This is a genomic window from Buchananella sp. 14KM1171, assembly GCF_041380365.1.
GTDB lineage: Bacteria > Actinomycetota > Actinomycetes > Actinomycetales > Actinomycetaceae > Buchananella > Buchananella felis.
In genome coordinates this window covers 2,133,561-2,145,753 of the sequence record NZ_CP159981.1, presented here as the reverse complement: position 1 = coordinate 2,145,753, position 12,193 = coordinate 2,133,561, and the positions used below count along the sequence as shown (strand labels likewise).

General features: G+C 66.5%; 10 protein-coding genes. 1 reads left to right on the top strand and 9 read right to left on the bottom strand.

All coding sequences use genetic code 11. The features are described 5' to 3' along the window. Positions 1-802: 802 nt before the first annotated feature. From ABYF38_RS08310 to pgsA, 6 genes are all read right to left on the bottom strand, one after another. Positions 803-1,006 carry a hypothetical protein gene (locus tag ABYF38_RS08310; protein WP_371151916.1) on the bottom strand — a complete coding sequence of 68 codons (204 nt, stop codon included), beginning with the start codon at positions 1,004-1,006 and terminating at the stop codon, positions 803-805. Between the two features lie 35 nt (positions 1,007-1,041). Further along, on the bottom strand, positions 1,042-2,001 hold the full coding sequence (locus ABYF38_RS08305; RefSeq protein ID WP_371151915.1) for a BsuBI/PstI family type II restriction endonuclease: 960 nt from the start codon (positions 1,999-2,001) through the stop codon (positions 1,042-1,044). After that, a complete protein-coding gene (locus ABYF38_RS08300; RefSeq protein WP_371151914.1) occupies positions 1,998-3,479 on the bottom strand; it encodes an Eco57I restriction-modification methylase domain-containing protein in 1,482 nt (493 codons plus the stop codon). Before ABYF38_RS08300 ends, ABYF38_RS08305 begins: the two co-directional genes overlap by 4 nt. 173 nt (positions 3,480-3,652) lie before the next feature. Next, positions 3,653-3,868 (bottom strand): DUF3046 domain-containing protein, encoded by a 216-nt coding sequence (locus tag ABYF38_RS08295; protein ID WP_371151913.1) that lies wholly within the window; start codon positions 3,866-3,868, stop codon positions 3,653-3,655. Between the two features lie 79 nt (positions 3,869-3,947). Further along, complete coding sequence (locus ABYF38_RS08290; protein WP_371151912.1) at positions 3,948-4,382, bottom strand: helix-turn-helix domain-containing protein; 435 nt, start codon at positions 4,380-4,382, stop codon at positions 3,948-3,950. A gap of 130 nt (positions 4,383-4,512) precedes the next feature. Then, positions 4,513-5,097 (bottom strand): CDP-diacylglycerol--glycerol-3-phosphate 3-phosphatidyltransferase, encoded by a 585-nt coding sequence (gene pgsA / locus ABYF38_RS08285; protein ID WP_371151911.1) that lies wholly within the window; start codon positions 5,095-5,097, stop codon positions 4,513-4,515. A gap of 115 nt (positions 5,098-5,212) precedes the next feature. Here pgsA and ABYF38_RS08280 point away from each other — a divergent pair, with 115 nt between their 5' ends. After that, the gene (locus ABYF38_RS08280) at positions 5,213-6,499 is read left to right on the top strand and encodes a CapA family protein (protein WP_371151910.1); all 1,287 of its coding nucleotides are present in this window, start codon (positions 5,213-5,215) and stop codon (positions 6,497-6,499) included. A 20-nt stretch (positions 6,500-6,519) separates the two neighbouring features. On the opposite strand, the gene ABYF38_RS08275 is transcribed toward ABYF38_RS08280, so the two are convergent. From ABYF38_RS08275 to ABYF38_RS08265, 3 genes are all read right to left on the bottom strand, one after another. Next, the gene (locus ABYF38_RS08275; protein ID WP_371151909.1) at positions 6,520-9,126 is read right to left on the bottom strand and encodes a DNA translocase FtsK; all 2,607 of its coding nucleotides are present in this window, start codon (positions 9,124-9,126) and stop codon (positions 6,520-6,522) included. 86 nt (positions 9,127-9,212) lie between these two features. Beyond that, entirely contained in the window at positions 9,213-10,223 is a 1,011-nt protein-coding gene (locus ABYF38_RS08270; RefSeq protein WP_371151908.1) for a PfkB family carbohydrate kinase, read from the bottom strand. 166 nt (positions 10,224-10,389) lie between these two features. After that, entirely contained in the window at positions 10,390-12,024 is a 1,635-nt protein-coding gene (locus ABYF38_RS08265; protein ID WP_371153021.1) for a ribonuclease J, read from the bottom strand. Between the last annotated feature and the right edge of the window lie 169 nt (positions 12,025-12,193).

Here is a 12,193-nt window from a genome sequence, read left to right as displayed (position 1 = left end):
ACATTTGCGAGGCAGGGGTGAGTCGGTCGCGCTCGCGCACACCTCTGGCCAGTGGACGGTAGCGGGCCGGGGCCGGGGGTGAATGCCGCCTCCGCGCGCATGCCACTGGCCCTGGGGAGCGGAGGCGGGGGAGGAGTTCCGCGCTATCAACGGACTGGACAGCTCTGGCCCCGGGGAGCGCAGGCGGGGACACTTCAGCGTTGCCCCTGCCCGGCTGGTTACCTGTCTGGCCCCGGGGAGCGCAGGCGGGGACTGCGGGTTCTGCCCCGAAAGCCTCAGCCAGGCCGGCGGCATTCGGCGCGTGCGCGGGAAACCTCACCCCGCGCGAGGAACCTTAGCCCGCCCGATCCGCTTCCTTGCCTCTCTACAGGGAAACGCCACACGAGCCTCGCGACACCGGTCCTCTTCTTCCGCGTGTCAGTGGCGAACTCTGCGGGGCTCGTTGGTGTTGGGCGGGCCGATCGCGCGCGCCGCGCCTGATCGCTTTGGTCTCATCCGTCGCGGGGCGGCGGGTGGCTTGCGGCCCGGGGCTTGCACAAGCGGTTGAGCCTTTGTTGCAGCTCTTGGGCCCTTGTTGTTCCTCTTGCGCCTTTGTGCAACCTATTGAGGCGTTAACCGGCCCCGTAGCGCTACAAGAGGTGCCATAAAGCCACAAGCGCTACAACAAGGGCCAAACAGGAACCATAAAGGCGCAACCGTTTGCGCAACGACCACCGGCACGGTCCGCTTCCACCTGCCCGGCACGCGCCGACCAGGAGCCCACGGCACGCTCCCGCCGGCCAGGAGCCCGCAGCCCGCGTCCCTACGTGCTGCCGAGTAGGCGCTCGCGCATGCCGTCCACCACCTGGCCCGTGTACTGGCGCTGCTCCCGCTCCCACTCAACACCGCCACCGCTCCACCAGGACGGCGCCCCAAGACAGCCCCAGGACCGAGCCACCAGCGATCCCAACAGCACAGGCACCACGGAGGCAACAGAGCCGCCACCACGCGCGAAGACCACCCTCACCCCAGCAACACCCTCGCCTGTAAGGAGCCGGAAAATCAGTCGTAGGGACCAAGAAACCGCTCTCCATTGAGGTGCAACATGTGAGTTGGCTCATCGGCGAACCAAACCTCAGATTCCCACGCAATCTTATCGGCGTAACGCCGGTACACCGCACGGCTTGGAAAACATGACACAAAAACAAGGCCAACTGCCGCGTTGACAAAAAGTTCTTCCAGTTCCCGCTTTCGCTTTGCATCGACGGGGCCATGAGATATCACAGCCTCCATCAAAAGAAGCCACCCTCTATCCGGGAGATACACAACTAGATCGGGCATCTTGCCGTGCCGGTCAATGTCAACACCTAGAGCTTTAAGATCATTCTGCGCGAATATAGCCCACTTACTGTCCGCATCCCCAACATATAGCACCACACCTCCCGGGGCATAGCGAGGACAGAACTCTTCCACCATTGACCTAATAAGTTCGTTCTGCCCACCAGGCGATAGAGCAACTAAATCTCCATCCGGAAGCGCGACGGGGATCTTTTCCATCTCTCGCTCGGCGGCATAAAGCGCTATCAGCCCAGGCCGCTCAACAAGATAGTCCCGAAGGCGACTCTGCCAAGCATCGCTACCGTAGCTTGCCAACAGGGTTCTTACTGGCATGGACAGACTGTAGTTCCAATAAGGAGAGTTCACTGGACGCTGCGGATCATCCACATTCTGCACAACAATTCCAGCTTCCACAAACTGATGAAGCGTGAATCGGCGCACAGTTTCTCGAGTATTGGGGGCGTACTCCCTAGCAAATTTATCGCGCATGAAGTCCATGATGGCGCGAGTACCTAAGAGGGGACTTTCTACCTCGGCCCAGGACATGCCGGGCGAGAGATTTGACAGCGCGAGGAGCACCAACGCAGAACGTTCATTGCTGCGTTCTCTATCCATGCCTAGTAGCTCTAGAATATGTCGAGCATCCTCCACAAGGTCGTACGCCTGACCGGACAACTGATTCATGCAACCTTCACCCCACCCTTTAAATTGCGCTCGCTCCCTTCGACTTCTTCGGGCATGCACCCCATCGCAAGCAGGTCTTCCCTGCCGGGAAAACGCAAACATCTCAAATCTGTAGCATTAACCTGGGTATGCCCAGAAAAAGTTCTAAAGAACTTGTCGATGGTGGCGGAGTTTAGCCACGCACAGATCCCCAGGGCTAAGTCTCTTGTCAGCCCAGCACCGCCACAATGAAGAACATTGAGATGATTTTCAAAAGCGATTTCTCCAGGAAAGTCATCCGGAGAGAGAACTGATGCCACAATGCGCCGCTTCTCTTCCTTTGAGCTAAACCTTTTGACCAAGACATACCACCCAGCAGGGAAAAGCATTGCGCGCTCTTTCGCACCAACAGGAACAAACCACTGCGGCTTGCGAATGTCACTGGGCCACGAGACGCCACCGGACTTGAGATTGCCAGGATACAAAAGAGGAACTGCCCCCGACCGCTCAACGGTACTCAGCGCCTGTCTGGATCGATAGTCTACGACTCGCCCAGTCGACACCTGCACACCTAAGTCGCTGAGCACGCACGGCTGTGAGAGAACCGTTGCAACTGCTGCGTTGTCTGAGTTCTCTGCAGCAATCCTGATGAATCGATGGGTGTCACTCGGCATAACTACAGACGTGTAGGGGACGGTCTTAGACTCAATTTCTCCCAGATGGTCCTTACTTGCAGACAACTGCACGTTGGACGCGTCCCCACCCCGCCTCGCTACGAAGACCACGTTTTCTTGCAAAACCCCTGTGTCCGAGAAGACAGATGACCTAGAATCAAAAACGTGAATACGCTCCAGGGCAACATGCTCTAGAAAATGGCGCCGGAATGCCTCAAAGTACGGACCATTGAAAAAGGACCTTGGCGTGATCGCAACAAGCTGTCCACCTTGCTTCAACGCAGCTATGCCGATTACGAGGAATGCCGCATATAGATTGGGAACATCCACGCCGCTTTGCTTCAACGCAAGCCTATGACTACTTTTTGCCGCAAGCTTGCCATATGGCGGGTTTTGTATTACCAAGTCGAACGTACCGTTTATGTCTATTTTTGGAGCGATGCCTGTTGAATCCAAAATGAAGTCTGCCTTGAGTACGGTTGTTTGCACTCTTCCATCCGAGGCTTGTTCGCAGGCCGCCATCGTGGCACGAAGGTGGGGAATCACGCACGGATCTCGCTCGATGGCGACCACTTCAACGGTTACATCGGGACGCTCAACTAGGACACGGTGCACAAACGCGGCTGTGAGAGCACCAGAGCCCGCGCCTGGGTCTAACAGCCGGAGATGTCCTGTGATAGGTAAGGCGGGGAAGCCAGCGATCAACTGGGCGGCGGAAACCGGGGTGAAGAACTGTCCCAAGGCCCCCTGCGTAGTTGAATCGATGCGTGCGAGGGCCGCTGCCCGCTCACGCTCAGCTACATCTAAGACGTCACTGACGAACATTCATCAATCGTATCTAGCGGCACTAACAACTCAAGTTCAGCTCTCGGACCTCCGGCAGCCCGGCTGCCCGCGCCCGTTCAGGCATTGCCTCGCTACAACCGCGACGCTGTTAGCAGGTTCACGCAGAACACATCCATTGTCACCACCGTCGGGCCGGCGGGGCTTGTCTGCTGTCACTTGCGGGCCCTGCCCCGGTGGGCCCACTTCGCGTCGGGCCGCTCCAGCGCGTCACACAGGGCGTGCCACACCTCCAGCGGCTCCGCCCCCGCCTCCAACGCCTGCGCCGCCGTGGCCCCAAAGCCCGGCAGGTGCACGTCCTGGGCGTAAGAGGGCCCCAGCACGTCCCCGAAAGTCAGCGCCAACGCCGCCCGGAACTCGCTCTGCTTCAAAACCCCGCCCTTTCCCAAAACAAAAGCCTGCGGGCCACGAGACTATCTCGTGGCCCGCAGGCGCGTCGCCCGCCCAAGCTCAGCTGAAACGAGCAACCTCAGGCATGAATGCATCCGGCACGGTGTCAGGAACCTGCACGCCCTCGATCGCGGCGATCCGGTCGCTCACCTCGCGCAGCAGCAGGGACAGCGGCACCCCCAGCGCCACGCAGATCGCGCCGAGCAGCTCGGAGGAAGCCTCCTTCTGCCCGCGCTCCACCTCGCTGAGGTAGCCCAGCGACACGCGCGCGTCCGCAGAAACCTCCCGCAGAGTCCGGCCCTGCTTCAGGCGCAGATCGCGCAGCACGTCGCCGATCTCGCTGCGAAGGATCGGGGTCGCGGCCGCCGAAGCTGGAGTCTGATTCACAGGCCTACCGTACCTTGCCGCCGCAGGGGTAGCCATCGGCGTCCGTCCCGTCAGACGGCGCTGAACGTTGCTGGAGCCAGAGGACATCGGAGCACTGTTCGTGTTCATGAGTCCAACCTTACCGACGTTATATGAGTGTTGGCTGAATACCCACAGGCGCGCGCTGCGGCCGCCGCCCGCCGCGAGGTCCCGCTGCGACGTCGGCCACCCCGCCCCGACCGGGCGAAAATCGGCCCGTTCACGCAGCGCGGCGCCCGCGCGCAGACCGCACGGCGGCCACCACGTACTGCCCGCCGCTCCACAGGGTCAGCGCCACCGCCACCACAATCAGGGCGCGCGTCAACCACGCCATCCCCACCACCGCGCCGGGCGCGGCGAACGTGGACCACGGCACCAGCAGGAAGGTGATGAAACCCAGCTGACAGACCGTCTTGAGCTTGCCCATCCAGGAGGCGGCGATCACCTCCACCCTCGCCAGGAATAGGCGCATCAACGTGATCCCCAGCTCCCGCACGATGATCACCGGGGCCACCCACCACCACAGGCTGCCCTCCCACGTCAGCAGCACCAGGGCGCCGATCACCAGCGCCTTGTCCGCGATCGGGTCCGCCAGCTTGCCGAAGTTGGTGATCCAGTTGTAGCGGCGCGCCAGGTAGCCATCCGCCATGTCGGTGAAAGCGGCCACCACGAACACCGCCACCGCCCACCAGCGCGCCTGCGTCGTGCCCACCAGGAACAGCCACACGAACACCGGCACCATCACCAGCCTGGCCATCGTCATCAGGTTGGCGGGGTTCCACATTGAAACTGGGCGGGAAGTCATGCAGCCACGATAGCGCGCCGCCACACACCGGATTACCACTCCACGGTGGGGCGCGCCACCAAAGCGAGGGGCGAGCCCCTACCGTTGGCCTGTACACCCCCGATTAGGAGGATCAATGACCAGCTCTCGCGGCCGGCTCGCGCAGACCATCGCCATCGGCGTCGTGGCAGGACTAGCGATCGGCACCGGCCTGACCTTCGCCCTGCAGGGAATGCTGGGCGAGGGGCCGCTGCCCCCTAGCGCGGCGCCCAGCACTGCGGCCCCCTCCTCCGCCGCTCAGGGGACGACGACGCCCGCCCCCGCCGCCGCCACCAGTACCGCCCCCTCACCAACCGCGCAGAGCGTGAGCTTCACGATCGGCTACGCCGGGGACGTGCTCACCCACATGCCGGTCTACGACAGCGCCCCAGACGGCGACCTCAGCGGCATCATGGCCCCCTTCGCGGCGTGGACGGCCGGGGTGGACCTGGCGCTGTGCGGGCTGGAGGTGCCGCAGAGCCCACCGGGCTGGGAGGTGAGCGGCTACCCCATGTTCGGCATGGACCCCGACGTGATCCCGAGCCTGAAGAGCGCCGGGTGGGACGGGTGCGCCACGGCCTCCAACCACTCCCTGGACCGGGGCTGGGAAGGGGTGGTCACCACCCTGGACGCCACGGACGCCGCCGGGCTCGGTGCCGCCGGCACCGGGCGCAGCGAGGCCGAGGCCGCCGCGCCCCAGCTCTACCAGCTGGAGCGCGGCGGGCGCACCGTCACGGTCGCCCAGTTCTCCTCCACCTACGGCACCAACGGCATCCCCCTGCCGGAGCAGGCGCCGTGGTCCGTGGTGCTCAACGACACGGCCACCATGGCGGAGCGGGCCCGCGCGGCCCGCGCCGCCGGCGCCGACGTGGTGGTGCTGCAGATCCAGTGGGGCGCCGAGTACGTCAGCGAACCCACCCCGGAGCAGCGCGCGGAGGCCCAGGCCCTGGCCGAGACCGGGCAGTTCGACGCGATCTTCGGCAACCACGTGCACGTGCCCCAACCCATCGAGAAGGTGGGTAACACCTGGATCTCCTACGGCAGCGGCAACTACATCTCCAACCAGACCCCGGAGTGCTGCGCGCCGCTCTCCCCCGTCGGGCTCTTCCCGGTGCTGGAGGTGACGCTGCCCGCCGGCGGCGGCCCGGCCCAGACCAACATGACCTGGACGGCGCACACCACCGACACCGACGGCGGTCACCGCGTGCACCCGCTGCCGCAGCTGGCCGCCGGGGAACGCCCGGAGGGCCTGACCCTCTCCGAGGGGCAGATTCAGGCCCGCTGGGAGGGGCTGCTGGAGGTCATGGGCGGCGACGCGCTGCTGCGCACCGAGCCCTACACCCCCACTGGGCCGGCCCCAACGCCGCTGCCGCGCCCGCGCTGAGCGAGCGTGGGCGGCGGGGGCTACTCCCGCCCGGTCAGGCCCCAGGCGTCCTCGCTCTCCTCGCCCTCGTCCTCCTCGGCGTACGCCCAGGCGTCCTCGAAGCTCGGGGCGGGCACGCTCTGCCCGCGCAGGCGGGCCAGGGTGGGCTGCAGGTCGTCCACCGGTACCAGCACGGCGCGGGCCTTAGCACCCTCGGAGGGGCCCACCACGCCGCGCGACTCCAGCAGGTCCATGAGGCGACCGGCCTTGGCAAATCCCACCCGCAGCTTGCGCTGCAGCATGGAGGTGGAGCCGAACTGGGAGGAGATGATGAGCTCGGCGGCCTGCAGCATCAGGTCCAGGTCGTCGCCCACCTCCTCCTCGATCTTTTTCTGCGCGGCGGGCGCGATCACGTTCTCCACGTACTTGGGGCGCAGCTGCTGCTTGACGTGCTCCACCACGGAGGCGATCTCGTCCTCCCCCACCCAGGCGCCCTGCACGCGCATCGGCTTGGAGGCGTTGGCGGGCTGGAACAGGGCGTCGCCCTGACCGATCAGCTTCTCCGCGCCCGGGGAGTCCAGGATGACGCGGGAGTCGGCCAGCGAGGTGGTGGCGAAGGCCAGGCGGGCGGGCACGTTGGCCTTGATCAGGCCGGTGATGACGTCCACGGAGGGGCGCTGGGTGGCCAGCACCAGGTGGATGCCGGCGGCGCGCGCCAGCTGGGTGATGCGCTGGATGGAGGCCTCCACGTCGCGCGGCGCCACCATCATCAAGTCGGCCATCTCGTCGACCACCACCAGGATGTAGGGGTAGGGCGTCAGCACGCGCTCGCTGCCCGGCGGGGCGGTCAGGGAGCCGGAGCGGATCGCCTCGTTGAGCTGGTCGACGTGCCTGAAGCCGAACACCTGCAGGTCCTGGTAGCGCGAGTCCATCTCCTTGACCACCCACTCCAGGGCCTCGGCGGCCTTCTTGGCGTCGGTGATGATCGGGGTGATCAGGTGCGGGATGCCCTCGTACGCGGTCAGCTCCACGCGCTTGGGGTCCACCAGGATCAGGCGCACCTCCTCCGGGGTGGAGCGCATCAGCACCGAGACGATCATGGAGTTGACGAAGCTGGACTTACCGGAGCCGGTGGAGCCGGCCACGAGCAGGTGGGGCATCTTGGCCATGTTGGCCACCACGAAGCCGCCCTCGACGTCCTTGCCGACGCCCACCAGCAGCGGGTGGTCGTTGCCGAGCGCGATGGAGGAGCGCAGCACGTCGCCCAGCGCCACGGTCTCGCGGTCGGTGTTGGGGATCTCCACACCGATGGCGGACTTGCCCGGGATCGGGGACAGGATGCGCACGTCCGGGGAGGCCACGGCGTAGGCGATGTTCTTGGACAGGGCGGTGATCCGTTCCACCTTCACGCCCGGGCCCACCTGGAGCTCGTAGCGCGTCACGGTCGGGCCGCGGGAGAAGCCGGTTACCTGCGCGTCTACGTTGAACTGCTCCAGCACCTGGGTGAGGGCGTCCACCACCTGATCGTTGGTGGCGGTGCGCTCCTGGTGCGGGGTGCCGCGCTTGAGCAGGTCGTCGGCCGGCAGGCTGTAGGTGACCCCCGGGTTTTCCGCGAGCTCCACCTCGCCGCCGGGCAGGGAGGCCAGGGGCAGCTGCTCCTGCTTCTCCTGCCGCCCCACCAGGCTGATCGGCTCCGTGGGCAGCTGGTCGTTCTCCCGGGGGCTCTGGCGGGTGGGGCGTCCCTTCGCGGCCGCCCGCGCCGAGGCGAGCTGCTGGGTGGGCAGGCCGGCGCCCATTACCTCGGTGGGGCCGACGTCCTGGCCGGCCGCGCCGTCTTCCCAGTCGCCCTCAGGGCCGGCCTGCTCGACCTCGGGGGCCGGGCCCTTCGGCTTACCTCCCCGCTTCATCTTGTCAAAGAACGACTCGCGGGCCTCCTCCGTCACGACTGCGGTGTCATAGGGCACGGTGTTGGGCGGCAGGGCGGCCGGGTCTGCAGCGTCGTCCACCTGGCCACGACCGGTCACGGCGGCGTAGGCGGCGCGCAGGCGGGCGGGGATCTGGGCCACCGGAGTGGAGGTGGCCAGCAGCAGGCCGTAGACGGTCAGCAGGATCAGCACCGGCACGGCCGCCCAGTTCGAGAGCAGCAGGCCCAGGGCGTGACCGAACACGAAACCCAGCAGGCCCCCGGCCGCCTCCCAACCGGCCAGGGTGGCGGGCGAGCCCACGGCGATGTGCGTGATGCCGGTGACCCCGGCGGCCATCCCGATCCCGCCCAGGGTGGGGGCCAGCAGGGAAGTCGCCGACGGGCGCAGCATCATGCGCAGCGCCCCAAAGCCCAGCAGCAGCGGTAGCAGCACCGCGTACAGGCCAACCGCGCCGGCGGCCACGTGGTGCAGGGCCACCCCGAGGATGCCGGAGAGCTGGAACCACTCGCGCAGGCCGATCACGATGGCCAGGGCCAGCAGGATGAAGGCGATGCCGTCGCGGCGCAGCGCGGGGTCGGCCGCCTCGCCGCGCCCGATGGCGCGCACTACTGAACCGAAGGCGCCGGTGAATCCGCCCCACATGCGCACCAGCAGGTTGCGGCGGGGCGGCGGGACCGGGTCGGCTGACTTCTTCTGGGAGGTGACCTTGTTGGGCTTTCGCACAGCACTCATAGTGGACCCAACCTATCCTGCACGGCCCGCCGGGACCGGGAGGCCGGGCCGCGTGGGGGCAAGCCCGCGCGGCCCGCTCAGCAGGCGCGTTCCCGCAGCATCTCCTTGTAGGCCACCATCGTGTGGTCGATCTCATCGCGGGTGGGGCACGTGGCCGGCCCCTGGCGCTGGCAGGTGATCGCCGCAGCCACGTTGGCCCGCTCGGCGGCGCTAAGCACGTCCATCCCGTCCATCAGGGAGGCCACCAGCACGCCGGTGTGCGCGTCCCCCGCGCCCGTGGTGTCCACGGCGTGCGCGATCGGGTAGGCCGGCACCGTGGTGACGTCCACGCAGCCGTTTTGCAGCACCTCGCAGCCGAACTCGCCGGTGCGGCGCACCAGCAGGCGACCGGGCCGGATCAGGGTGCTCAGCTCGCTCCAGTCGGACATGCCAAAGCGCTCCTGCAGCAGCACGGCCTCGCGCCGGTTCATGGTCAGCACGTCCACGCGGCACAGCACCTGGCGCAGCAGCTCCGGGTCGATCTCGTCCACGATCGGGCCGGTGTCTATCACCAGCACCACGCCCTCGGGCAGGGTCTCCAGCCAAGGGGCCAGCACGGGGGCGGAGGAGGCGTAGGCCAGGTCGTAGCCGGAGACGTACAGGTAGTCGCCCGCAAAGAGCCGCAGCGCGTCCAGGTCCTCCCGCTGGGGCTCGGCCTCCACCCCCAGGGTGGTGATGAAGGTGCGCTCGCCGGTGGACTCCACCAGCGCGATGCACTGGCCCGTGTCCCCCACCATGTCGTCAAAGAGGGTGCTGATGCCCTCCTGCGCCAGGGCCACGCGCACCTGCGCGGAGTTGGGGCCTGTGCCCAGCGGGGAGGCCAGCGAGACGGACACGCCCTGCCGGGCGGCGGCGGAGACGACGTTGAAGCCGCCTCCCACCACCGTGCCGGGCGAGGTGGCCAGCACGTCGGCGCCGCGTTCGGGCAGGTGGTCCACCCACATCGGCAGGTCGATGACCACGGACCCGGTAGAGATGAAGCGCGGGGAAAATAACGCGCGCGGCAGGGGAGCCTGGCCTATGTCAGAAGGCTGGGCTTGCACCGGCATTTCTTCTCCTCAAAAGCAGTTATGCGCGGGAACGCACGCCAGAAGTATCGCAAGGCAACATTGGCTTGACCAATACCTCTTGGGCACTGTGACCGGTACCGCGAGGTTCGATCAGCAGCGACTCTCATTTTCTATCACATTGATGAGCGAAAACTGCGGCGGATGATCAAGCCTCCACCACGAATGGCACGATCATTGGGCGGCGGCGCAGCTCCCTGCTGACAAAGCGTCCCAAAACCCGCCGCAGTGCCTGCTGGGCGTGGTACACCTCTGCGCCGCGCGAGGAGACCGCCTCGCGCAGGGCGCGGTCCAGCTCCGGCAGGATCGGGTCGAAGGCGGAGTCGTCCTCCGCCATGCCGCGGGCCTGGATGTGGGGGCCGGAGAGCACGGTGCCGCTAGAGAAGTCCACGGCCGCAAACACTGACACGAAGCCCTCCTGGGACAAGATGCGCCGGTCCATCAGCTCCGCTTCGCTGATCTCCCCCACGCTCGAGCCGTCCACGTAAACGTGACCGCACGGCACCTGGCCGGCGATGCGCGCCTTGCCGCCGGAGACGTCCACCACCACACCGTCCTCGGCCAGCATCACGTTGGCGGCGGGGATGCCGGTCTTGACCGCGAGCGCGCCGTTGGCCACCAGGTGGCGGATCTCGCCGTGGATGGGCATGACGTTCTTGGGCTGGACGATGTTGTAGCAGTAGAGCAGTTCGCCGGAGCTGGCGTGCCCGGAGACGTGGACGCGTGCGTTGGCCTGGTGGACCACCTTGGCGCCCAGGCGGGTCAGCTCGTTGATGACCCGGTAGACGGAGTTCTCGTTACCGGGAATAAGGGAGGAGGCGAAGATGACGGTGTCCCCCGGCCCCACCTCAACGGTGGAGTGGGTGCCGTGGGCGATGCGGGACAGGGCAGCCATGGGCTCACCCTGGCTGCCGGTGGCCATGTAGACGCGCCGCTCCGGGGGCAGGGCGCTAACGGTCTTGAGGTCGCTGATCACGCCGTCGGGGACCGTGAGGAAGCCGCGCTCGGCGGCGATGTTCATGTTGCGCTCCATGGAGCGGCCGATCAGGGCCACGTGGCGGCCGTGCTTGTGGGCGGCGTCCAGCACCTGCTGCACGCGGTGGACGTGGGAGGCGAAGGAGGCCACCACGATCTGGCCGGTGGCGGCCGCGAACACGGAGTCCAGCACCGGGCCGATCTCCCGCTCCGGGGTGGTGAATCCGGGCACCTCCGCGTTAGTGGAGTCCGTGAGGAAGATGTCCACGCCTTCCTCGCCCAACCGGGCAAAAGCACGCAGGTCTGTGATGCGCCCATCCAGCGGCAACTGGTCCATTTTGAAGTCGCCCGTGATGAGGGCGGTGGCCGCACTGGTGCGCACCATGACCGCCAGGGCGTCCGGGATGGAGTGGTTTACTGCCACGAATTCCAGGTCAAAGGGGCCAAGCTTGACTCGCTCGCCTTCCTCTACCACTCGCTTGGGGGGCGAGACTTTGTGTTCCTCGAGCTTGGGGGTGACGAAGGCCAGGGTGAGCTCGCTGCCCAGCAGCTCGATGTCCTCGCGCAGCCTCAGCAGGTATGGCACAGCGCCGATGTGGTCCTCGTGGCCGTGGGTGAGCACCACGCCGACCACGTCATCCATGCGGCCTTCGATGTAGCTGAAGTCCGGCAGGATCAAGTCAACGCCGGGCTGGGCCTCCTCTGGGAAGAGCACGCCGCAGTCAACCACCAGCAGCTTGCCGTCCACCTCCAGCACGGTCATGTTGCGGCCCACCTCGCCGAGTCCTCCAAGCGCGACTATGCGCATGGTGTTGGCTGGCAGGGGTCCCGGGGCACGCATAGAGGTAGTCACGCCTCCAATTGTCCCACCTATTGCCCGGCGGGCACTAATCATGTCCGGCCGGTTGCCACCCGCTGAGCCGGCGCGGCGGCCGCATGGACGACGTCGGCCCCCCGCCCCTCCCAGCGCACGCGGC

Bases quoted from the DNA above. Each gene is read 5' to 3' on its own strand.
- pgsA (WP_371151911.1), bottom strand. From the start codon at position 5,097: ATGACTTCCCGCCCAGTTTCAATGTGGAACCCCGCCAACCTGATGACG.
- ABYF38_RS08265 (WP_371153021.1), bottom strand. From the start codon at position 12,024: ATGCGCATAGTCGCGCTTGGAGGACTCGGCGAGGTGGGCCGCAACATG.
- ABYF38_RS08305 (WP_371151915.1), bottom strand. From the start codon at position 2,001: ATGAATCAGTTGTCCGGTCAGGCGTACGACCTTGTGGAGGATGCTCGA.
- ABYF38_RS08270 (WP_371151908.1), bottom strand. From the start codon at position 10,223: ATGCCGGTGCAAGCCCAGCCTTCTGACATAGGCCAGGCTCCCCTGCCG.
- ABYF38_RS08300 (WP_371151914.1), bottom strand. From the start codon at position 3,479: ATGTTCGTCAGTGACGTCTTAGATGTAGCTGAGCGTGAGCGGGCAGCG.
- ABYF38_RS08280 (WP_371151910.1), top strand. From the start codon at position 5,213: ATGACCAGCTCTCGCGGCCGGCTCGCGCAGACCATCGCCATCGGCGTC.
- ABYF38_RS08290 (WP_371151912.1), bottom strand. From the start codon at position 4,382: ATGAACACGAACAGTGCTCCGATGTCCTCTGGCTCCAGCAACGTTCAG.